Source organism: Actinomadura geliboluensis (assembly GCF_043197915.1).
Lineage (GTDB): Bacteria > Actinomycetota > Actinomycetes > Streptosporangiales > Streptosporangiaceae > Spirillospora > Spirillospora geliboluensis.
The window spans coordinates 350294-372286 of record NZ_JBICUA010000003.1 but is presented as its reverse complement, the minus strand read 5'-3'; the positions used below and the strand labels follow the sequence as shown (position 1 = coordinate 372286).

The 21993-nt window shown below is 75.8% G+C and carries 17 protein-coding genes; 12 read left to right on the top strand and 5 right to left on the bottom strand.

Going from position 1 to position 21993, the window contains the following annotated elements; all coding sequences use genetic code 11:
• The first annotated feature begins 28 nt into the window (after positions 1 to 28).
• The 3 genes from ACGFI1_RS12180 to ACGFI1_RS12170 are packed head-to-tail and all read left to right on the top strand — an operon-like array spanning position 29 to position 2044.
• Positions 29 to 937, top strand: a complete 909-nt coding sequence (locus ACGFI1_RS12180) for an NAD-dependent epimerase/dehydratase family protein (RefSeq protein ID WP_392785034.1) — start codon at positions 29 to 31, stop codon at positions 935 to 937.
• 10 nt (positions 938 to 947) lie between these two features.
• Positions 948 to 1268 carry a GroES family chaperonin gene (locus ACGFI1_RS12175; protein ID WP_089326083.1) on the top strand — a complete coding sequence of 107 codons (321 nt, stop codon included), beginning with the start codon at positions 948 to 950 and terminating at the stop codon, positions 1266 to 1268.
• A 59-nt stretch (positions 1269 to 1327) separates the two neighbouring features.
• The gene (locus ACGFI1_RS12170) at positions 1328 to 2044 is read left to right on the top strand and encodes a helix-turn-helix transcriptional regulator (protein WP_392785031.1); all 717 of its coding nucleotides are present in this window, start codon (positions 1328 to 1330) and stop codon (positions 2042 to 2044) included.
• 70 nt (positions 2045 to 2114) lie between these two features.
• Here the strand turns inward: ACGFI1_RS12170 and ACGFI1_RS12165 are convergent, their stop codons facing one another.
• Genes ACGFI1_RS12165 through ACGFI1_RS12155 form a run of 3 tightly spaced genes read right to left on the bottom strand, consistent with a single transcriptional unit; the run spans position 2115 to position 5217 of the window.
• On the bottom strand, positions 2115 to 2570 hold the full coding sequence (locus tag ACGFI1_RS12165) for a hypothetical protein (RefSeq protein WP_364552951.1): 456 nt from the start codon (positions 2568 to 2570) through the stop codon (positions 2115 to 2117).
• A gap of 21 nt (positions 2571 to 2591) precedes the next feature.
• Complete coding sequence (locus tag ACGFI1_RS12160) at positions 2592 to 4076, bottom strand: multicopper oxidase domain-containing protein (protein WP_392785028.1); 1485 nt, start codon at positions 4074 to 4076, stop codon at positions 2592 to 2594.
• A 58-nt stretch (positions 4077 to 4134) separates the two neighbouring features.
• A complete protein-coding gene (locus ACGFI1_RS12155; protein WP_392785026.1) occupies positions 4135 to 5217 on the bottom strand; it encodes a multicopper oxidase family protein in 1083 nt (360 codons plus the stop codon).
• A gap of 371 nt (positions 5218 to 5588) precedes the next feature.
• On the opposite strand from ACGFI1_RS12155, the gene ACGFI1_RS12150 reads away from it, so the two are divergent.
• Positions 5589 to 5954, top strand: a complete 366-nt coding sequence (locus ACGFI1_RS12150) for a PH domain-containing protein (protein WP_138640554.1) — start codon at positions 5589 to 5591, stop codon at positions 5952 to 5954.
• A 4-nt stretch (positions 5955 to 5958) separates the two neighbouring features.
• Here ACGFI1_RS12150 and ACGFI1_RS12145 read toward each other — a convergent pair whose 3' ends face one another.
• Positions 5959 to 8982, bottom strand: a complete 3024-nt coding sequence (locus tag ACGFI1_RS12145) for an AAA family ATPase (protein WP_392785024.1) — start codon at positions 8980 to 8982, stop codon at positions 5959 to 5961.
• Between the two features lie 61 nt (positions 8983 to 9043).
• Complete coding sequence (locus ACGFI1_RS12140; RefSeq protein ID WP_392785022.1) at positions 9044 to 10171, bottom strand: exonuclease SbcCD subunit D; 1128 nt, start codon at positions 10169 to 10171, stop codon at positions 9044 to 9046.
• A gap of 107 nt (positions 10172 to 10278) precedes the next feature.
• Here ACGFI1_RS12140 and ACGFI1_RS12135 point away from each other — a divergent pair, with 107 nt between their 5' ends.
• The 8 genes from ACGFI1_RS12135 (at position 10279) to ACGFI1_RS12100 (ending at position 21956) form a co-directional block, all read left to right on the top strand.
• Positions 10279 to 10965, top strand: coding sequence for a RibD family protein (locus tag ACGFI1_RS12135; protein ID WP_386869807.1), 687 nt, complete (start codon positions 10279 to 10281; stop codon positions 10963 to 10965).
• A complete protein-coding gene (locus tag ACGFI1_RS12130; RefSeq protein ID WP_364554022.1) occupies positions 10958 to 11395 on the top strand; it encodes a deaminase in 438 nt (145 codons plus the stop codon). Before ACGFI1_RS12135 ends, ACGFI1_RS12130 begins: the two co-directional genes overlap by 8 nt.
• A 109-nt stretch (positions 11396 to 11504) precedes the next feature.
• Positions 11505 to 12947 (top strand): aldehyde dehydrogenase, encoded by a 1443-nt coding sequence (locus ACGFI1_RS12125; protein WP_364554023.1) that lies wholly within the window; start codon positions 11505 to 11507, stop codon positions 12945 to 12947.
• Between the two features lie 150 nt (positions 12948 to 13097).
• Complete coding sequence (locus ACGFI1_RS12120) at positions 13098 to 14309, top strand: hypothetical protein (RefSeq protein ID WP_364554025.1); 1212 nt, start codon at positions 13098 to 13100, stop codon at positions 14307 to 14309.
• On the top strand, positions 14306 to 14863 hold the full coding sequence (locus ACGFI1_RS12115) for a hypothetical protein (RefSeq protein WP_301178075.1): 558 nt from the start codon (positions 14306 to 14308) through the stop codon (positions 14861 to 14863). The genes ACGFI1_RS12120 and ACGFI1_RS12115 overlap by 4 nt, the downstream gene beginning before the upstream one ends.
• Entirely contained in the window at positions 14860 to 15504 is a 645-nt protein-coding gene (locus tag ACGFI1_RS12110; RefSeq protein ID WP_392785019.1) for a DprA-like winged helix domain-containing protein, read from the top strand. The genes ACGFI1_RS12115 and ACGFI1_RS12110 overlap by 4 nt, the downstream gene beginning before the upstream one ends.
• Positions 15501 to 18611 carry a chromosome partitioning protein ParA gene (locus tag ACGFI1_RS12105; protein ID WP_392785017.1) on the top strand — a complete coding sequence of 1037 codons (3111 nt, stop codon included), beginning with the start codon at positions 15501 to 15503 and terminating at the stop codon, positions 18609 to 18611. Before ACGFI1_RS12110 ends, ACGFI1_RS12105 begins: the two co-directional genes overlap by 4 nt.
• A 33-nt stretch (positions 18612 to 18644) precedes the next feature.
• Complete coding sequence (locus tag ACGFI1_RS12100; RefSeq protein WP_392785015.1) at positions 18645 to 21956, top strand: hypothetical protein; 3312 nt, start codon at positions 18645 to 18647, stop codon at positions 21954 to 21956.
• Positions 21957 to 21993 lie beyond the last annotated feature (37 nt).

Below are 21993 nucleotides of genomic sequence, written 5' to 3'. Positions count from 1 at the left end.
GCGGCGCCGCCGCTGGATGCTGGCTTGCATGCGCGTGCTGGTGACGGGGGCGGCGGGGTACATCGGGTACGCGGTCGGGCGGCGGCTCGCCGCCGCCGGGCACGAGGTCGACGGGCTGGTGCGGCGGGACGCCGGGCTGCCGGCCGGGGTGCGCGCCGTCCGCGGCGACCTGCTCACCCCGGACGGGCTGCCGCGCGGCCCCTACGACGGCGTGTGCCACCTCGCCGCGCTCACCCGCGTCCGCGAGTCGTTCGAGCGGCCGCTGCCGTACTTCACGGCCAACGTGCAGGGCACGGTGAACCTGCTGGAGGCCGTGGCCGCGGACCGGGTCGTGTTCGGCTCCACGGCGGCCGTGTACGGGACGCCGGAGCGGCAGCCCATCCCCGAGACCGAGGCCACCGCGCCCGCCAGCCCGTACGGGGCGTCGAAGCTGGCCGCCGAGCAGGCCGTCCGGTACCACGCCCGGACGGGCGCGATCGGCGCGGTCGTCCTGCGCACGTTCAACGTCGCCGGGTCCGTGGACGGCCGGATCGACCCCGACGGGACCCGGCTGATCCCGGCGGCCCTCGCCGTGGCCGCCGGGCACGCCCCGCACCTGGACGTCAACGGCGACGGCCGGGCCGTCCGCGAGTACCTGCACGTGGACGACCTCGCCGCCGCCTACGTCCGGGCGCTGGAGGCGGTCCGCCCCGGCGAGGACCGCGTCTACAACGTCGGCAGCGGCGCCGGCGCCGCCGTCCACGAGGTCGTCGCGGCGGTCGAGGCGGTGACCGGGCGGCCGGTGCCGGTGCGCCGCCGCCCGGCCCGGCCGGAGGCGCCGGTGCTGGTCTGCGACGCCGCCGCGATCCGCGGCGAACTCGGCTGGCGGCCCGAGCGGTCCGCGCTGCCGGAGATCATCGCCGGCTCCTGGGACGCCCTGACCCGCGCGGACGGCTAAACTCGCCGGCGTGTCGGAGCCCAAGTTCGAAGTCCAGATGCTGCACGACCGCGTCATGATCAAGGTCGAGAAGGACAGCGGCGAGCGCCGCAGCACCGGCGGCATCGTGATCCCCGCGACCGTCGAGCAGGGGAACCGCCTGGTGTGGGGCGAGGTCTGCGGGGTCGGCCACCACGTGCGGATCGTCAAGCCCGGCGACCGCGTGCTGTTCCACCCCGGCGACCAGTACGAGGTCGAGATCCAGGGCGAGAACTACCTGGTCATGCGCGAGCGCGACCTGCACGCGATCGCCAGCGAGCGCCCCGAGCACGGCACCGGCCTCTACCTCTGACCGCGTCCCCGCCCGCCCGCCTGCTGATTTTCACTAGTGGATATGCATAAACTCGGGCCATGGACGACCGCGAATGGGTGGACGCGGAGCCGGCGTCGAGCGAGGCGGGGCTCGGCGGCAGCCGCGCCCGGGTCCTGCGGGTGGTCCGCGAGGCGGGCACCGCGCCGCTCGGCGTGCGCGAGATCGCCGAGCGTGCCGGGCTGCACCCCAACACCGCGCGCTTCCATCTCGACGGGCTGGCGGAGGCCGGCCTGGTGCGGCGGGTGCCCGAGGGCCGCGACCGGCCCGGCCGCCCGCGCATGGTGTACCGCGCGGAGGAGCCGGACGGCCGGCACAGCTACCGGCTGCTCGCCGAGATGCTGGCGAGCCTGGTCTCCGGGATGCTGCCCGATCCGGAGGGCGCCGCGATCGAGGCGGGCCGGGCCTGGGGCCGCCACCTCGCCGATCCGCCCGCCCCGTTCCAGCGGCTCGGCACGGCGGAGGCGCTGGAGCGGCTCGACCGGATGATGGCCGGCATGGGCTTCCGCCCCGAGTTCGAGCACGGCGCCGACCACCCGGACCCGGATCCGGACGAGGTGCGCATCCGGGTGCGCAACTGCCCCTTCGGCACGGTCGCGGAACGGCACGCGGACGTCGTGTGCCGGCTGCACCTCGGCCTGATCCAGGGGGCGCTCGCCGAGATGGGCGTCCCCCTGGCGGCGGACCGGCTGGACCCCTTGGTCGAGCCGCACCTCTGCCTGGCGTACCTGCGCCGCACCCGCGACGCCGGCCACTGAGCGACCGCACGCGGGCGGGCCCGCGGGTCCTTTCGGATCCGCGGGCCCGCGTGCGGGGACGGGGTGCGCGTCACCCGCTCTCGCCGGCGGGTTCCGCCGGGGTCTCGGCGGGCCGCCGGCGCGAGCCGCGCAGGGCCAGCAGGATCCCGGCGACCAGCACCAGTTCCGCGGCGCCGCTGAGCACGTCGAGGACGCCGACGGCCTCCGCCTCCCCCGGCTCGGGCCCGAACGGCAGGCCGCTCGTGCGGCTCACCGCCCAGAGGGCGAGGACGCCGAGGTTGACGGCGAGGCCGGACAGCAGCACCGGCCGCTCGTCGCCGGTGTGCGCGAGCACGGCCCAGATGAGCTGGAACATGCCGACGGCGCTGAAGAACACGCCGTAGGCCCACCATTCGTCGAGGTGCTCCGGCACGACGGCGTAGTGGATGAGCGCGGCGAGCACGGACCCGGCCGCGGCGGCGCGCCTGGCCGTAAGTGCGGGCGAGGACGCCGGGACGGCCGTCCCCGCGGTGTCGGTGGTTGTCATGGTCACCTCCATGGGTGCGGGTCAGCCGACCTGGAAGACGCCGAGGCCGCCGGCGGCCATGTTCTTCATCCTGTGGCCGAGGAACGGGTACGTGCCGGCGTCGGGGAGGGTGAACTCGACGAAGCCGCCCTGGGTGGGCTGGAGGTCGAGGACCTGCGCGCCGCCCTTCTCCTTGTTGTCGCGCCGCAGCGTGTAGGCGCCCTCCTTCCAGACCGTGTCGAAGATCGTCCCGACGACGTGGAAGGCGATGTTCTCGTTGGGGCCGCCGTCGTCCACCCACACGCGGACCCGGTCCCCGGGCCTCACCTTGATCGGGGCGTGGACGTACTGGTTGTGGTAGCCGTTGAAGACCACCGCGTCGTACTCGCCGGCCTGCATCTTCTTCAGGTCGCCCGGCTTGCCCTGCGGCCCGAGGTAGAGCTCCGACTGGATGAGCACCAGCTCCTTGTCGACCTTCGGCAGGTCCGGCGGGTCGACGATCAGGGCGCCGTGCATGCCGTTGCCCATGTGGTAGATCATCGGGTCGGACCCGCAGTGGTAGGTGAAGATGCCGGAGAACTGCGCCGTGAACTCGTAGACGAGCGTCTCGCCGGGCTTGATGGTCCGCATCTGGACGTTCGGCGCGACCTTCGAGGCGTGGAAGTCGATGGAGTGCCCCATCGAGCCCTTGTTGACGAGCTTGATCCGGAAGGTGTCGCCGACCGTGCCGCGCAGCGTGGGGCCGGGCGCCGTGCCGTTGTAGGTCCACCGGGTCTGCTTCACCCCGGGAGCGACCTCGATCTCCTTCTCGGTGACCGTGAAGGTGGCCTCGTGGACGTCCTTGCCGTCGTTGGCCGGTGCCGTCGGGTCGAACGGCTTCCATCCGTCGGCCGGCTTCGCGGCCGGGTCGATCTTGGCGTTCGCCGTGTCGCCAGTGGTGCCGGCGCCCGTGGTGCCGGCTCCCGCCGCAGCGGCCGCGGTGGTGCCCGCCGCCTTGGTGCTCTCACCGCCGGTCACGGTGATCTCGACGAGCATGCCCGCGTCCTTGTGGCCCGGGATGACGCACCACGCCTGGGTGGACTCGGTGAGCACGCCCCAGTGCTGGGTCTCGGACTTGCCCGGTTCGAGCTGCTTGTTCGTCTTGCCCAGCAGGCTCAGGGTGTGCGCCTGGCTGCCCTTGTTGACGACGTTCACCGTCACGTCGGCGCCGGCCGGGACGGTGACCTTGTTCGGCTTGATGTACATGTCGCCCTCTTCGAAGTCGAGGGTGACCTTCTTGCCCTTCCCGGGAAGGGCCGCGCCGCCCGCGGCGGGCGCCGCGGCGCCCTCCTCGGACGAGGCAAGCGCGCCGTGCTCGTGGCCGCCGGGCGCGGCGCTGACCATGAGCAGCCCGACGATCAGGCCGAGCGCGAGCGCCGCGCTGATGACGGGCATGAACCCGTTCAGCGCCGCCGTCCAGCGCTTGCGGGCGGGCCCCGGCGGTCTGCCCGGTGCCGGACGGTCCGGCTCAGGGGTTGGTGTGGACATCGACTCACTCCAGGTGTGCGGGGGAATGGGGGTTCGGGCGGTCCGAGCCGGGCCGTGATCAGGTGATCTGCATCTCCATGACCAGGCCGAACATGCCCTGGGAGCCCTCGGCGTGCGGGAAGATGTGGCAGTGCCAGATCCACTTGCCGGGCTGGTCGGCGTGGATGAGCACGGTGTAGCGCTCGCCGGGCGCGACGTTGACCGTGTCGGCCTTGTAGGTCTGCTCCAGCGGGAACCCGTCCTTGGCGATGATCACCTGGTCCACGCCGTGCAGGTGCATCGGATGCGCCATCGTGCCCGCGTTGACGTAGGTGACCTGCACCCAGTCGCCCACCCGCGCCTTCAGCGGCTTCGTCGCCGGGAAGGACTTGCCGTTCAGGGTCATCCCGATCACGCCGGCGTCCTGGATCTGGATGATCTGCTTCTGCGCGACCTTCTCCTTGTGCGGGGTGGGGACGTCGCCGAACTGGATCGCGCCCCACAGGCCGCTGCTCACCTGCTTGGTGCCGTTGTAGTGGGAGTGGTACCAGGTGTCCGCGATCCGGGTCACCGGGAACTCGTAGGCGAACGTCTTCCGCGGCTTGATGGAGTCCTGGGTGACGTTCGGGACGCCGTCCATCTTGTTGGGCAGCTGGATGCCGTGCCAGTGGACGCTGGTCGGCTCGGGCAGCTCGTTCTTCACCACGATGCGGACCTTGTCGCCGACGTCGGCGCGGATCGTCGGGCCCGGCACCATGCCGTTGAAGCCCCAGGCGTCCACGACCTTGCCGGGCTCCACCTCCCATTTCACGGCCTTGGCCGTCAGGTGGAACTCCTTGGTGCCGTCCGGCAGCACCGTGGGGGCGAGGTCCTGCCCGCCCTGGCCCTTGGTCGCCGCCGGGAAGCTCTTGTCCCGCTTGGCCATGGCGTCGTCCATGGCCTTCCAGCCGTCCGCCCCGCCGGCGCCCGACGCGTCGTGCGATGTCCCGTCGTGCTCCGCGCCGGGCGACGCGGCCGCCGCGGCCGGTTCCGCCTCGTGCGCGGACCCGGCCGAGTGCGCCGCCTCGGCCGGGTTGCCGCGCGGGAGCGTCCACAGCGCCACGGTCAGCGCGACCGCGAACGCGAACGCCGCGACGAGCACCCTCGATCTTGCTCCGTCCATCCTGCCGACCCCTTCCGGGCCTATTTTTTACTAGCAGGCTAGTTTTTATTGGAGAAAGAGCGGGCGCGTCCAGAGGGGGGTGCTGTGAGGCGCCGCACACCGCGGGCGGGCTCACGAAGTTGCTGGTCAGCAAGGTTGGCGAGGTGGAGGGGTCAGCCTGCGGGGCGGCTCGGCGGCCCCGCTGCGGCACAGGGATTTACACCAAATACACTGGTTTTTTACCGCCGCCCGCTCGGACGCCGCGGACGGCGGCGAACGGCACCGGCTTCCTCGAAGCGGCTCGTCCCCCGCGCGACGGCTGCGACACTCCCCTGCGGAACGGGACGGACCGCCCGTCCGTCGAACCGGCACACCGAGCACTGGAGGAACCGATGGGCGACGGGATCGAACACGACAGGTCGGGCCAGCTCAAGCAGATCGAGAGCGGGCTGATCCCCGGCGAGCAGATCATCGCCGTCTACGACGCGGTCGGGGCCGGCACCGGGTTCATCGGCCTCACCGACCGGCGCGTGATCATCCAGGACAAGAGCTTCGCCGGCAAGAAGTACGCGATCACCAGCGTGCCCTACTCGAAGATCACCTCGGTGAGCGTGGTCAGCAACAAGTCGTGGGCCGGGTCCTACTTCTCCACCGGGTCGATCGCGATCAACGTCGGCACGCACACCTACGAGGTCGAGTTCCGCGGCAGCGACAAGAGCCACCACGTCCACAACGTGATCCTGCAGTACATCTCGTAGCGGGTCACACGACGGTCGCCGCGGTGGAGCCGGCGCGGTTCTTCGTCACGCGGAGCTGGGCGGGGATGCGGGCGCGCAGCTCCGCGACATGGCTGACGATGCCGACCGCCCGGCCGCCGTCGCGCAGGCCGTCCAGGACGTCCATGACCTCGTCGAGCGTCTCCTCGTCGAGGGTGCCGAACCCCTCGTCGACGAACAGCGTGCCGATCTCGGCGCCGCCCGCCTCGGCGGTGACGACGTCGGCGAGGCCGAGCGCCAGCGACAGCGACGTGATGAACGACTCGCCGCCCGACAGGGTAACGGGGTCGCGCTCCAGGCCCGTCCAGGCGTCGGCGACGCGCAGGCCGAGGCCGCCCGCGCCCTTCGTGCGGTCGCCCGCCACCCTGTCGGTGGTGTGGACGAGGGCGTAGCGGCCCCCGGACATGCGCTCCAGCCGCTCGTTCGCGGCGGCGACGACCTGCTCCAAGCGCGCGGCGAGCACGTACGCCGACAGCGACATCGCGCGCCGGTTCGCGGGGTGCTTGCCGGACGCCAGCCCGGCGAGGCGCTCGGCGACCTCGTACCGCTCGGCGGCGGGACGCCACGCCCGCACCGCCGCGCCGAGGTCCGCGCGCAGCTCGGCGAGGCGCTCGCAGCGCTTGCGGGCGCGGTCGGCGGCGTTCGCGGCCGCGGTGTGCGCCGTCTCCGCCGCCCGCACCGCCGCTTCGAGCGCGGGCAGATCGGGCGCGGGCGCGGCGGCCGCCGCGGCCAGCGCCGGATCGCCCAGCAGGGCGCGGACCTGCGCCTCCTCGTCGTCGAGGTGGCGGATCCGGTCGCGCAGGACGCCCTGGTCCTCGTCGGACAGCGCCGCCTCCTCGACCTCGTCGGGCGTGCCGAACCCCTGCTCCGCCGCCTCCTGCCGCGCCCTCGCGCGGGCGGCGGCCAGCTCCTCGTCGGCGCGGCCGGAGGCGCGCAGCGCCTCGACGGCCTCGGCGAGCGCGCCGGCCTCGCGGCCGAGGCGGGCGATGCGCGCCTCCAGCGTCGGGTCATCGCCGCGCGCCTCGTCCAGCTCCGCCGACAGCCGGGCCCGCTCGTCGGCCAGCTCCCCGTCCCGGATGCGGTTCTCGGTGAGCAGCCGGGACACCTCGTCGCGCTCGGCGCGGGCCCGGTCGAGCTCCTGCTCGTGCCGGTGCAGGGCGGCCTCCAGCTCGGCGGCCTCGACGGCCCGCGCCGCCGCGGCCTCCAGCGCCCGCTCGGCCTCGGCGAGCTCCGCCGCGAGCGCCTCGGCGGGCACGTCGCCGGCGGCCTCCAGGAGCTGGTCGCGCTCGGACCGCCGCGACTCCACCTCGCCGGTCCGCCGCTCCCGGAGCGTCTGCGCCGCGTCGTAGGCGGCCTGGGCGCGCTCGACCTCCTCCTCGGAGGGGACGACGGCGAGCGAGGCGACGGGCGCGGGATGCTCGGTGGATCCGCAGACGCGGCAGGGCTCGCCGTCCTTCAGCTCCCCGGCGAGGACGGCGGCCATCCCGTCCAGGCGCGCCTGCCGGAGCTCCTGGGCGCGGTCGCGGGCCTCCTGGGCGGCGTCGACCGCGGCGCGCTGCGCCTCCTCCGCCTCGGCGAGCAGGATCTCGACCCGGTCGCGGCGGTGGGCCGCGTCCAGCCTGCGCCGGACGTCGTGGACGGCGGCCTCGGCGCCGGGCACGCCCGCCGCCGCGACCCTGGCCTCGTCCAGCTCGGCGCGGCGGGCGGCCACGATCGCGGGGAGCTCCTCCAGCGCCGCGGCGGTCCGCGCGTCCCGCGGCTCCAGCCGGCCCAGCTCCGCGGCGAGGGCGTCGCGCTGCCGCTCGACCTCGCGGAGGCGGGCGGCGGCGGCGCGCATGCGCTCCAGCGCGGCGGCCTCGTCGCGGCGGTCGCGCTCGGCCTTGGCGAGGACGTCCTCCGGCGCCTTCGGCGGCAGCAGCGACGCCGCGCGGGCGCGGGTCTCCTCGGCCCAGCGGCGCGCCTGCACCGCCCGGGCGTGCCGGTCGCGGACGTCGCGCACCAGCGGGACGACCCGGTCGGCGCGGGCCGCGGCGTCGAGCCGGGACGCCGTCCGGGACTTCTCCTCCGCCCGGCCGGCCAGCGCGTCGCGGCGGGCGACGGCCTCGGCGTGCCGGCGGCGCCGGTCGGCGAGCGCCTTCGCGTCGTCGAGTTCCGCGCGGGCCGCCCGGAGCGCCTCGGTGACGCCGGCCCGCATGGCCTCGACGGCGGCGCGGACGTCGGCGTGCCCGCCGGCCAGCTCCGCCGCCCACGCGGGCAGCGCCTCGACCTCGGCGAACGGCTCGACGGCGGGTTCGCCGCGGCGCGGCTGCGGGACGGCCGGGCGCTCCCCGCGCGGCGGCGCCGCCCCGGTCGTCTCGGCGATCCGGTCGGCGATCGAGGCCGCGGCGGCGCCCAGCTCGGCGGCCGCCCGCCCGGCCGCGGCGCGCCGCTCGGCCAGCCACTTCTCGACCTGCGTGAACACCTCGGTGGCGAACAGCCGCTCCAGGACCCGGCGGCGCTCGTCCGCCCCGGCGCGCAGGAACCCGGCGAACTCGCCCTGCGGCAGCAGCACCACCTGGCAGAACTGCACGGCGTTCATCCCGAGCAGGCGCGACACCAGGTCGCCCGCTTCGTCCAGCCGGGTGGTCAGGCCCGTCCACGCGCCGTGCTCGAACTCCTCCAGGACGACCTTGGCGTGCTCGGTCGTCGTCCCGGAGCCGCGCAGCTTCGGCCGCTCCCAGGCCGGCGACCGGGTGATCCGCAGCCGGCGGCCCCGGATCGTCGCCTCCAGCACCACGCGGGGCCCGGCGCCGGGCGGCGCGTGGTCGCTGCGCAGCCCCTTCACGTTGTTGCGGACGCCCGGCACCTGCCCGTAGAGGGCGAAGCACACCGCGTCCAGGATGCTCGTCTTGCCCGCGCCCGTCCGGCCCTGGATGAGGAACAGGCCGGCGTCGGACAGCGCGTCGAAGTCGATGACCTCCGTGCCGGAGAACGGGCCGAACGCCGCGATCTCGAGCCGATGCAGCCTCACGCGATCCCCTCTTCCGCGCCGCCGCGCCCCGCCGGGCGCCCGCCCCGGACGGCGACGCGGGTCACGTCAGCGCCTCCTTCTGGCGGCAGGCTTCGAACGCCTCGTGCAGGAGGGCGCGCTCGGCCTCGGTCGCGGGGCCGTCGGTGACCTCGGCGACGAAGTCGCGGGCGACGTCGAGCTCGGAGCGTTCGCGGACCCGCTCGGACCAGGTGCGGGCGGTGCCCTCGCCGCCGCCCGCGGGCTCGAAGCCGAGGACGAGCGTGTGCGGGAAGCGGCGGCGCAGCCGCTCCATCGCGGCGGACGGGCGGCGCGGGTCGGTCAGCGTGATCTGGAGCCAGCGGTCCTCGACCGCGTCGTGGGAGGCGTCGGCGAGCAGGTCGTCGAGCCGGCCGCGCAGCCGCGCGAGGCGGCGCGGGACCGGCGCCTCCACGAACTCCCCGGCCACCCCGCCGTCGGTGACGTCGAGCAGCCACGAGCCCTTGACGTGCTTCTCCTCGGAGAAGGAGTACGCGAGCGGCGACCCCGAGTACCGGACGCGATCGGTGATGCGCCAGGCGCCGTGCAGGTGGCCGAGCGCCGCGTAGTCGACGCCGTCGAACACCGACGCCGACACCTGCGAGGACCCGCCGACGGAAATGTCGCGCTCGCTCTCGCTGGACTCGCCGCCCGTCACGAACGCGTGCGCCAGCACGATCGACCGCTCGCGGCGGGCGGCCGCGTCGGCGCGGACGCGGCGCATGGCCTCGGTCAGCGCGGCGGCGTGGCTGCGCTCGTCCAGCTCCCAGGGGTGGCGGACGAGTTCGGGCTCCAGGTACGGGATGCCGTAGACCGCGGCGTCCCCGATGACGACGGGCTCCCCCACGGTGGCGAAGTCGGTGCGGACGTGCACGCCGGCGGCGTCCATCAGCGCGGACCCGAACCCGAGCCGGCGCGCGGAGTCGTGGTTGCCGGCGATGAGCACGACCCGGGCGTGCTCGGCGAGCCGCACCAGCGCCTCGTTGCACAGCTTCACGGCGTCGACGGCGGGCAGCGCGCGGTCGTAGACGTCGCCCGAGACGAGCACGCAGTCGACGTCCTCCGCCGCGGCGGTCGCGACCAGGTGGTCGACGAACGCGGCCTGCGCGGCCAGCAGGTCCTCCCGGTGGAACGATCTGCCGAGATGCCAGTCGGAGGTGTGCAGGATTCGCATGTCGCAGCAACCATAGGCACCCCCTCCGACACATCCGGCGCAGAAACGCCGAGCCACCCCAAAGGATCTTGGAATGCCGCGCGCCGACGCTCCCGTAGTGTGGCGGCGTGAGTGATCGTCCCTACGTGCTGCTGAGCTGCGCCATGTCCGCCGACGGCTATATCGACGACGCGACGCCGGAGCGGCTGCGGCTGTCCAGCCCGGCCGACTTCGACCGGGTCGACGCGGTGCGGGCGGACTGCGACGCGATCCTGGTCGGCGCCGGGACCGTGCGGGCCGACGACCCGAAGCTGCTGATCCGCTCCGCCGCGCGCCGGGAGCGGCGCGTCGCGCGGGGGCTGCCCGCCGACCTGGTGAAGGTGACGCTGACCTGGAGCGGCGACCTCGATCCCGGCGCCCGGTTCTTCACCACGGGCGAGGCGCCGAAGCTCGTGTACGCCCCGCCGGCCGCGGCCGCGGAGCTGGCGCCGCGGCTCGCCGGGCTGGCCGAGGTCGTCGCCGCCGGCGACCCGCTGAGCCTGCCGTTGGTGCTCGCCGACCTCGCGGGGCGCGGCGTCCGGCGGCTGATGGTCGAGGGCGGCGGCGGGGTGCACACGCTGTTCCTCACCGCCGACGCCGTGGACGAGCTGCAGCTGGTCGTCGCGCCGTTCTTCATCGGCGACCCGGCCGCGCCGCGCTTCGTCCGCTCCGGGGTGTTCCCGCAGTCGCCGGAGCGTCCGATGCGGCTGGAGGAGGTCACCCGGATCGGCGACCTGGCCCTGCTGCGCTACCGGGCCGGAGCCCCGCGTGGATGACCACGCCTGGCTGGCGCTGGCCTGCGACCTGGCGGCGCTGTGCCCGCCGTCCGAGACGGCTTTCTCCGTCGGCGCGGTCATCGTCGGCGCGGACGGCCGGGAGCTGGCGCGCGGCTTCTCCCGCGAGCAGGATCCGCACGACCACGCCGAGGAGGCCGCGCTCGCCAAGGCGCCCGGCGACCTGGGCGGCGCGACCGTCTACAGCTCGCTCGAACCGTGCGGGCACCGCGCGTCCCGGCCCCGGCCGTGCGCCGAGCTGATCATCGCCTCGGGCGCGGCGCGGGTCGTGTTCGCCTGGCGGGAGCCGCAGCTGTTCGCCGCGGGGACGGGCGCGGAGCTGCTGGAGGCGGCGGGCGTCGCGGTGGCCGAGCTGCCCGGCCTCGCGGCGCGCGCCCGCGAACCCAACCGGCATCTCCTGGACGGCGAGTGAGACGCGAGTCTCATTCCTCTTGCCAACGCCCGGGGACCTCATGCGATGCTGTGCCCAAGCAAGCATTCGGTTACCCGAACTCGCCCGTCGGGCAGGGAGGCACAGCACCATGCGCGAGCACGATCGGCTGTTCATCGGCGGCGAGTGGGCCGCCCCGGCCGGCACCGCCACGATCGACGTCATCTCCCCGCACACCGAGGAGGTCATCGGGCGGGTGCCCGAGGGCACCGAGGGCGACATCGACGCGGCCGTGGCGGCGGCGCGGCGCGCCTTCGACGAGGGCCCCTGGCCGCGGATGACGCCCGCCGAGCGCGCCGAGATCGTCGGCCGGCTGTCGGCGATCTACGCCGAGCGGCAGCAGCAGATGGCCGACCTCTGCACCGCTCAGATGGGCTCGCCGATCATGTTCTCGGTGTTCGGCCAGGCCGCCATCCCGCAGATGGTCCTGCAGTACTACGTGGACCTCGCCGCCGCCTACACCTGGGAGGAGGAGCGGCAGGGCATGCTCGGGCCGGTCACGGTCACCCAGGAGCCGGTCGGCGTGGTCGCGGCGATCGTGCCGTGGAACGTCCCGCAGTTCACGCTGATGCTCAAGCTCGCGCCCGCGCTCATCGCCGGGTGCACGGTGGTCGCGAAGCCGTCCCCGGAGACGCCGCTCGACAGCTACCTGCTCGCCGAGTGGATCAAGGAGGCGGGCATCCCGGACGGCGTGGTGAACTTCGTCCCGGCCGGGCGCGAGGTCGGCGCCTACCTGGTCGCGCACCCCGACGTCGACAAGGTGTCGTTCACCGGCTCCACCGCCGCCGGCCGCAAGATCGGCGCGGTGTGCGGCGAGCAGCTCAAGCGCGTCACCCTCGAACTCGGCGGCAAGTCCGCCGCGATCGTGCTGGACGACGCCGACCTCGCCGCGACCGTCGAGGGCTTCAAACTGGCCTCGCTGATGAACAACGGCGAGGCGTGCGCCGCGCAGACCCGCATCCTGGCGTCCCGCCGCCGCTACGACGAGGTCGCCGACGCGCTCGCGACCATGGTCGGCGGGCTCGCCGTCGGCGACCCCGCCGACTACGGCACCGAGATCGGGCCGCTGGTCGCCAAGCGGCAGCAGGAGCGGGTGGAGAACTACATCCGGATCGGCCAGGACGAGGGCGCCAAGCTGATCACCGGCGGGCTGAACCGGCCGCACGACCGGGGCTGGTACGTCGCCCCGACCGTGTTCGGCGACGTCGGCAACGACATGCGCATCGCCCGCGAGGAGATCTTCGGGCCGGTGCTCGTCCTCATCCCCTACGAGGACGAGGACGACGCCGTCCGCATCGCCAACGACAGCGACTACGGCCTCGGCGGCTCGGTCTGGACGTCCGACGTCGCCCACGGCGTCGAGGTCGCCCGCCGCATCCGCACCGGCAGCTGCGGCGTCAACATGTACACCCTCGACCCGAACACCCCGTTCGGCGGCTACAAGAACAGCGGCATGGGCCGCGAGCTGGGCCCGGAGGGGCTGCAGGCCTACCTGGAGCACAAGTCCATCCCGCACCCGGCCCCGTCCGCCTGACGCGCCCCGGAGGCCCCGATCAGCCGACCGGGGCCTCCCATGCCGCCCGCCACGTCACCGGCCCGGACGGTACGCCGAACCTGCCTGCGCGCGGGGGTTCGGCGGCTTCGATTCCACGTTGGCGGCGCGGGGGCCGTACCGTAGTGCGCCGTGTCCCCCACCTCCGAGAACGCGGCGGCCAGCCTGGACGACGTCCTGGTCGGCGAGGCCGTGCTGGGCGTGTACCGGCAGATGTTCGCGGCGCTGGCCCGCGACAGCGGCGCGGTCGTCGACGACCCGGAGCTGGTGGACGTCGCCGAGACGCTGCTCGCCGCGTTCGCCGACGCGGGCGAGGACGGGCTGAGCCGCGAGCAGATGCGGTACGTGTGCCGCCGCTACCCGCCGGAGGTGTTCGAGAACCGGCTGCGGGTGCTGAAGGGGCTCGGGGCGGTCCGGGAGGTGTTCCCGAAGCCGAACCAGCTGCGCTACCGGGCGTCGTTCACGAGCGTGGTCGGGCTGATGTTCGTCCGCCGGATGATGCTGGACGGCGGGCAGAGCGAGATGCACCGGCTGCTCGCGCTGGAGCAGCTCAACGTGGCCGACCCCCGGATGACGCCCGAGCAGGCGCGGGACGGCGCGGACGGTCTCGCGCGCGCGTTCCGGCTGTGGAGCGTCGAGCTGGTCACGCTGACGAACGGGACGATCGAGGAGCTGCGCGAGCAGGCGCCGAAGCTGTGGGGCACCGAGGAGATCCTGCTGCGCGCCGAGCGGCTGCACGGCGCGATCCTGCGGCGGTGGCCGCAGCTCGACCGCACGTGCACCGACCTGCGCGCCGCCATCTACGCCTACGGCGACGCGTCCCGCCGCGCCGCCGCGCGCCTGTCGGACTCGGCGGGCACCACCCGGAACCTCACCCTGCTGCCGCCCGAGACGTGGCGGACGTTCACGCGCACGGCGTCCCGGGAGGAGCTCGCGGCCGTCCTGGACGGGTTCGTGTTCGACGCGCCGGCGCCCTGGCACGAGCCGGCGGCCGTGGTGGCGGCCGTGGAGGACGGCCCGCGCGCCACGCCGCCGCGCCCGGCGCCGCCCCGCCCGTCGGTGCCCGACTCGGGGCTGTCGGGCGACACCGGCGCGGACACCGCGGCGGCCGAGCGGCTCCGCGAGGTCGCCGAGCAGATCCTGCGCGGCCGGGACCGGGTCGCGGTCCAGGACGTCCTCGCCCGCGACTGGGCGACGGCCCGCCGCGTGCTCGCCGACCTGGCCGCCGCGCACCAGCATCCCGAGCTGCCCTACCGGCTCGCCTGGTCGGACGGCCTGGCCGCGCGTCCCGACGGCTCCCCGACCTGGGTGTCCCCGGGCTGGTTCGAGAGGACCGGCCCGTGACCGTCGACCCGCACGTGCTGGCCCGCGCCCGCGCCCGGCTGCTGGGCGGGCCGGCGGTCGCCGCGTCCGATCCCGTGCCGCCGGGCGTGGTCGCCGCGGCGGACGGCGACCGCGTGTGGCTGCTCCCCGAATGGCCGGACGGCGCGACGCCCGCGCTGCTGGAGGAGTACGAGACCGCGCCGATGCCGCTGGACCGCTCGGGCCAGGCCCGCCGCGTGCTGGCCGCCGCGCTGCGCTGCTGCTGGACCCGGTTGGACGACGCGCCCTGGCCAGGCTCCCCCGCCCCGGTCGCGGACGTCCTGGAGGTCTACGCGAACATGACGCGCGGCGACACCGACCTGGCGCGCCGCTGGGCCACCGGCGAACTGCGCCGCCTGTCCGACACGGGCTGGCTGATCCTGGACGAGGCCGCCGGAACCGTCCGCCCGGGTCCCCGCACCGCCCTGTGGCCCGAGCCCTCCCTCGCGTCCCTCCGCAACCTCCTCCCCCGTCTCCCGCAGCCTCCGGACCACGAACCGGCGGAGCCCGCGGGCGCCCCGGAGGGCGACGGATGAGCGGGTTGTTCGAGGGTGTGCTGCGGGCGTTCGACGAGCGGCGGCGCGCGGAGGTCGTGGCGGCGTACATGGCGGTCGAGCACGCGGCGGAGCCGGTGGCGGAGGTGCGGTTCGCGGCGCTGCGGGAGCCGGCGCTGCGGCGGGCGGTCGAGGAGATGCTCGCGCTGAACGGGCGGACGCTCATCCGGTCGGAGCAGACCCGCTGGATCTCCGGGTACCGGGACGAGGTCGCGCAGGCGCTCGCCGACGACCCCGCGTGCGTTCCGGGCGTGCGGGAGCGGGCCGTGCTGACGCTGGTGCTGATCCATTCGGTGGCGATCCCGCGCGCGGCCGGGCTGCTGGCGGACGACTCGTGGCTGTCGCCGCATCCGACGCCGCTGGACGAGCTGCGCCGCCGCACCCAGCTTCCGGTCACCGAACTGGAGGCGTCGCTGCGGCGGCTGCGGCTCGCGGGGCTGGTGGCGCAGGTGAAGGCGGGCCCGGACGACGCCGGCGGGTTCGTGCCGGGGGCGCAGTTCCACCGGCTGACCGATGCCGCGCGCCGCCGGCTTCAGGAAGAGCTGATCTTGGCCGCCGGGCCGGACTCGCCGCTCGCCGCGGCGATCCGGGCGCGGCGGCGGGGACGGGGGGAGAGCACATGACGGCCGGGACCGAACCGATGATGGCCGCACCGGCGGCGGCCGCGCGCGACACCGGGAACGTGGTCGGCGACCGGACGCTCGTGGCCGTGCAGGCGGTGAACATCTCGCGGCTGTCGACGCATCCGGTGCCGACCGTGCCGGGGACGCTGATCGTGGTCGCCGGGCAGGGGCCGAAGGACTCCAACGGCGCGGGCAAGTCGTCGTTCATCGCGGCCATCACGGCGCTGCTCGGGGACGAGCAGTGGCGGTTCGCGTCGGGTGCGCGGGCGGTCGCGGAGCTGCTGTTCAACGCGGAGCTGGCGGCGCAGGGCGACAGCCAGTGGGCGAGCGCCGACCACGGGTACATCGTCGGCGTCTTCGACCACCCCGAGCCGGTGGAGGACGATCCGGCGGTGACGGTGTGGCTGCGGGTCAACGCGGACGCGCCGCACCTGGAGATCCGGTGGCGGCAGGGCGTGCACCTGGCGTCGGCGCCGTCCGAGGCCGACCGGGTGGCGCTCGCCGACCGGCTGTGGGCGGGCCTTCCCCGCAGCGCGGGGCGCCGCGACCTGGTCGCGAAGGACCTGACCCGCGTCCTGTACGGGGGGCAGGTCCGGTGCGTGTCGTTCCTGTCGACGTCGGTGCGGTCGAAGGTCGCGACGAACCTGCTGTCGCAGCCGCTGAACGAGATCAGCCCGGAGCGCATCTTCAGCGCGATCGCGGCGCTGACGGGGCTGGACCGGGAGCTGGAGGCCGAGCGCAAGTCCCGCGCCGACGAGCACCGGGAGCGCGCGAAGGCGGCGGAGGCTGCCGAGCGGCTCGCCGAGTGGGAGCGGGAGGCGGCGAGCCTGCTGAAGACGTTCGACCGGCACGACCGCGCGCGCGACGAGGTGGCGGCGGCGCTGCGGCACTGGCGCACGCGGCGGGCGCGGCTGCTGGTGGACGCGGCGGAGGCCGACGCCGCGCACGCCGCCGAGCAGGAGCGGCTGGGCCGGGAGGGCGCGGAGCTGGCGGAGGCGGCGAAGGCCGCGGAGCGGGAGATCGAGCAGCTCACCGGCGGCGCGCTGGACGCGCGGGTCCAGGAGGCGCAGGCGGCGCTCGCCGAGCTGAAGGGGCAGGCCGACAAGCTCAGCGCGGACAAGGCCGTCGCCCGGGGCCGCATGGACGACCTGCGCCGGCAGGTGTCGGCGCTGGAGGAGCGGCAGCGGGAGGCCGACGGCCGGGACGCCGACACCGCGCGCGCCGAGCTGAAGGAGGCCGAGGCGCGCCGCGACGAGGCCCAGCAGGAGTACGGGATGGCCAAGGGCGCCGTCGCGCGCGCGGAGCGCGCCCTGGCCGAGGCCGAGGCGGGGCAGAGCAGCGCCCCGGAGCAGATCCGTGCGCTGGCGGCGGGGGGCATCGCGGCGGTCGGCCTGCTGGACGCGGTCGAGCTGGCCGAGGACGTCCGGGAGCGCTGGGAGGCCGCGCTGTGGCCGTACCGGGAGGCCGTCGTCGTCGCGGCGGACGACCTGGACGGCGCCGTCGCGGCCCTCGCCGCGCTACCCGGCTCCATGATCGTCCCGGCGGGCGGCGAGGGGCTGCCCGAGGGCGTGCGCTGCGAGCAGGGGCTGGGGCGGTTCTTCGCCGCGCTCGACGGCGACGGCACCGGCACGGTCGTCATCGGCGGCTTCGCCGAGCCCGTCACCGGCCGCGTGGCCCGCGTCCAAGCGGCCCGGACGGCGCTGGAGGCGGCGACCGAGGCGCTGGAGGACGCGCGGCAGGCCACGGCCGACGCCGCCGCCGACGTGGCGCTCGCCGGCCGGCGGCTGAGCGGCGCGCGCGCGGCGGAGGAGCTGGACGACGTCCGCGAGCGCATGGCGGAACTGCGCGAGACCCTTGAGGAGCTGGCGGGCGGCGAGGCGCGGCTGGGCCCGCGGCTCGGGTCGGCGGAGCAGACGCTGCGGCGGCTCCAGGCGAAGGCCGACACGCGCGCGCTGGAGATCGACCGGCTGCGCGGGCGCAAGGAGGCCCGCGAGAGGGAGCGCGACGGGATCCGCAGGGCGTCGTCCGAGCTGGCCGACAAGCGGGCCGCGCTCGGCCTGGACGCGCTGGAGAAGGACTGGGGCGGCTCCCGCGACGCCGCCGCCGAATGGCTTTCGGGCCTCGACGACGACGAGGCCACCTGGACGCCCGCCGAGTGGTGGCACACCGCCGAGAAGCACCTGTCGGAGGCGCTGCGCCGCGTGTTCCCGGACGGCCCGTCCGACGAGGACATGCCGGAGGAGATCCGGTTCCTGCTGCGCGAGCGCGCCGAGGGCGAGGGCCGCCGCACCGACCGCGAGCAGGCCACGTTCGCCCGCCTCGCGCAGGCCCTGGAGGGGCATCTGCGCAGGCAGGAGGACTACGAGCGGCACCAGCGGCGGCAGATCGAGGTGCAGCTGTCGGCGCGCCGCGCCGACCTGGACAAGGCGCAGAAGGGCGCGACGGAGGCGGCGGGCGCGGCGGAGGCGCACCGCACCGCGCTGACCGCCGCGATCCGCACCCGCCTCCAGCGGGTCGCGGAGGAGTTCGAGAAGCTCGACGTCGGCTACGGCGGCTACGGCGCGACGCTGGAGTTCCCGACGCCGGAGCAGCCGGGCGACCCCGAGCAGGAGTGGCGGTGGCGGGTCACGCCGAAGTGGCGGCGCTCGGACGGCCAGCGGTACGTCCCCTACAACCGGCGCGCCAACACCGCGCTGATGGACGAGAAGGCCGTCAAGCTGGTGTGCGCGGCGGCGCTCGCCAGCTCCGGCGGCGGGCGGCCGGCGGGGGCGGGCCCCCGTCAGGGGGCTGGTAGCCAGCTCGTCCTCGTGCTGGACGAGCTGGGCCGCAACCTCGGCAAGGAGCACCGCAAGGAGGCCGTCGCGCTGTTCCGCAAGATCGGCGAGACGCACGGCATCACGGTGATCGGCGCGCTGCAGGACGACATGGAGCCGTACGCGATCGACGCGTGCGGCCAGTACGTGAAGCTGCGCCGCTCGTCCGACACGATGCCCTACAACGAGCCGCCGGTCGTCGTCGGCTACGACGAGCACGAGGCCCGCGTCCGGATGCTCGCCGACCAGATCACCGCCTCCCGGCCCGTGCCCGAAGAGCAGAAAAGCGAGTGAACCCGGGCGGGGGATCGGGCACGATGGCGCGTCATGCGCGCCGATGATCTGCTCGCCGAGATCGAGCCCCTCCCGTACCGCGCCCGCGTCCGCCGCCTGGCGGCGCTGCGGGCCTCCCGAGGCGCGCCGGAGCTCGCCGCGCTGCTGGCCGAGCTCGGCGGGCGCGGCCACTACGAGCGGTCGGCCGCGCTGTCCATCGCGTCCGCCGTGCGGGACGAGGCGTCCCTCGCGCACCTGGTGGCGGCGACCGGCGACCCGGACGCGGTGCTCGCGCTGCGGGCGACCCGGCTGGCGGTGCGGTACGCGACCGCGCCGGGACCGCTCGCGGAGCGGCTCATGGACGCCCCGCAGGCGGTCAGGTCCGCGACGTACCGGGCGGTGCGCCGGCACCGCCGCGCCGACCTCGCGGACGCGCTCATCGGGCCGGTCCTGGAGCGGTGGGGCGCGGACGAGGCCGCCGCGCTGCTGCCCGCCTGCACCCCGGAGCGCGCGGCCGAGCGGCTCGGGCCGCTCGCGCACGCCGTCCCGAACCCGCACACGCTGGGCGGCGCCCACCCCGGGACGTTCCTGGACCAGGCCGAACGGGACCTCGCCGCACTGACGCCGGGCGCGCGCTCCAGCTGGTGGCATTGGAACGGGCCGGGCGTCGCGGCGGCGGTGCGGCACGACCCCGGCCGGGTGCTCGGCCTCCTGGAGGACCACTGGCACGCGGCCGGGCTGCCGCACGCGCTCCGGCCGCAGGTCGGCGCGCTGCTGGACGCCGAGCCGGAGCGGACGTTGCGGCTGCTGCTGGCGGACGGCACCCGGACGATGCTCACCTCGCTGATCCGGCGGCGGTCCATGCGGGACCGACTCGCCCGCGCCGGCGGGGACGGCCTCGCCGCGGTCGCGCGCGCCGTCCGGGAGGACGAGCCCGCGCTGCGGCTGCTGCTGGCGGCGGTGGCCCCGGCCCGGCGCGGCGCGCTGTTCGACGCCGCGATGGACGGCGTCGACCTCGCGGCGCGCGAGCTCGGGGACGCGCTCATGAACGTCCTGCCGCGCGCCGTGCGGGTCCGGGAGGCGCGCCGGATGCTGGGGCTGCGCGCGGTCGCCGGGCACCAGCAGCGGGTGCAGGCCGTCTCGGCCTACCTGCCGTTCGCGGAGGCCCGGCCCGTCCTGGAGGAGCCGACCCGGCGGCCCGACGCCGACGAACGCGCGGCAGGGTACGCGCTGCTCGTCGCGTGCGCCGGGCGCGAACGCGACCCGGCCGTGCTGTCCGCGCTGCTGGACTCCCTCGGGCGGCTGCGCAACGAGCAGGAGCCGGTGCGGGTCGCCGCGCTGCGGGCGCTGGCGGCCGTCCCCGGCGCGGCGCTGGGGGCCGAGCACGCGCCGGCCTTCGAGCGGCTCGCCGAGGACGCGCTGAACGCCCGCGACTGCTCCAACGCGACGCGCCTGACGCTCGTCCAGCTCGGCACCGCGTTCTTCCGGCAGGGCGCGATCCGCGACGACGCCGAGCTGACGGCGGCCGGCATCGGGTTGCTGAGGCGCGTCATCGGCAGCTCCTCCCTCGTCCCGCTCGGCCGGCTGGACCGCGTGCTGCGGCGCGGGCAGGAGCACCGGCTCGTCGAGCGGCTCGCCCCGCTGCTCGACGAGGGCGCGCGCCGCGACGACCACGGGCTCGCGCTGATGCTCGTCCGGGCGCTCGGGCGCCGCGCCCACGGCGTCCCGGCGCTCCAGGACGCGCTGGAGAAGGCCCTCGGCGCCCGCGACGACCGGGTGATCCGCGAGGCCGTCGCGGGCTGGCTGGAGCCGCCCGCGACGCGCGGCGAGCGGGTGGAGCGCGTCGTCGCCGGGGACCCGTCCACGGTCGGGCTCCCGCCGGTGCTCGCGGCGATCGCGGCGGAGCGGACCGACCTGCTGCACCTCGTCCTGGCGGAGTCCACGCCCGAGGGGCGATTCCGGCGCGGCGGCGTCACCTACGTCCCGTGGGTGGAGCCGCGCTGGACGCGCGGGTGGACGGCCCGGCAGCACGCCGCCTACCTGCGCCTCCTCGACCGGGTCGCGGGCGACGCGCGGCTCCCGGACGCCGACCGGGCCCGCGCGGTCGCGGCCATCGCGCAGGTCCCGGGGGTGGACGCCGCGCGGCTCCGCCCGTACCTGGCGGCGGACGACGCCCGCCTGCGCCGGGCCGCGCTGACCGCCGCGCCGTGGACCGCCCGCCCGCAGGACGTCCTGCCCGACCTGCTCGCGCTCGCCTCGTCCGACGACGCGCACGTGGCCGTCTACGCGGCCGGGCGCGCGGCGCGGTTCGTCCGGCCGTCGGCGCTGGCGGCGCTGCTGCGCCCGGTCCTCACCGGCGGCAAGATCACCGCGCGGAAGGAGGCGCTGCGGATCCTGCTGCGCACCCGCGTGCCGGAGGCGCTGGACGTCGTCGCCGCCGCCTGGGACGACCCCGGCCAGCACCGGGACGTGCGCGCGGCGATCGCGTCCGCCGCCCGGGCGCACATGTCCGACCCGGCCGCCCGGCGGATCCTCGCCGAGGCGGCGGCCGGGCCGCGCGACCTCGCCCGCCAGGTGCTCGGCGCGTGGCCGTACGAGATCGAGGGCGCGTTCCGCGCCGACTACGCCGCGCTCGTCGTGCGGGTGGCGCGCTCCCCCGACCCGGAGGCGTCCGACGCGGCGCTGGCGGCGCTGGGCCGGTGGGCGCAGTGGGCGCCGGAGATCCCCGCGCGGCTCGCGGCCGTCCTCACCGACCTCGGCGAGACGCGCCGCTGGCGCACCGCGCTGTTCACGCTCGTCGGCTGCGCGGTGGGCGGCACCGGAACGGACGCGCTCGCGGACGCCGCCGCGACGCTGGCGGAGGCCGGCGACGCCGCGAACGCCGAGCCCGAGCGGGACCTCCCGGCCGAGCAGCGGCTGGCGGCGCTGGCCGACGCGCTCCGGCGCGCCGCCGCGAACCGCCGCGACGGCGCGGGACCCGTCCTGCGGGCGGTCACGGAGCGGCTTCCCGCGCAGCTCGTGCGGGAGCTGACGGCCGCGACCGTGCACTGGGACGACCCGGCCGTGGACGCGCTCGCCGACTCCTGCGCGGGCGCCCCCGTCCTCGCCGTCCAGCGGGTGGCCGAGGCCCTCGCGGACGGCCCGCGCGCCGGGCTCCCGGACCCCGCCGGGCTGCACCCGCACGCGGAGCGGCTCGCCGGGCGCGGCGACCCGGCGGGCGGCCTGTTCGCATGCGCGCTCGCCGGACGGCACGGACCGCGCGCGGGCTGGCCGCCCGAATGGCGGGACGTCCTGCGCGTCCTGCGCACGCATCCGGACCCCGACGTGGCCTTCACCGCGCGTGGCATCCTCGTGTCGAAAGAGTGACCAACCATCCCCTGTTCCGCTGCGTCACATGACTGGA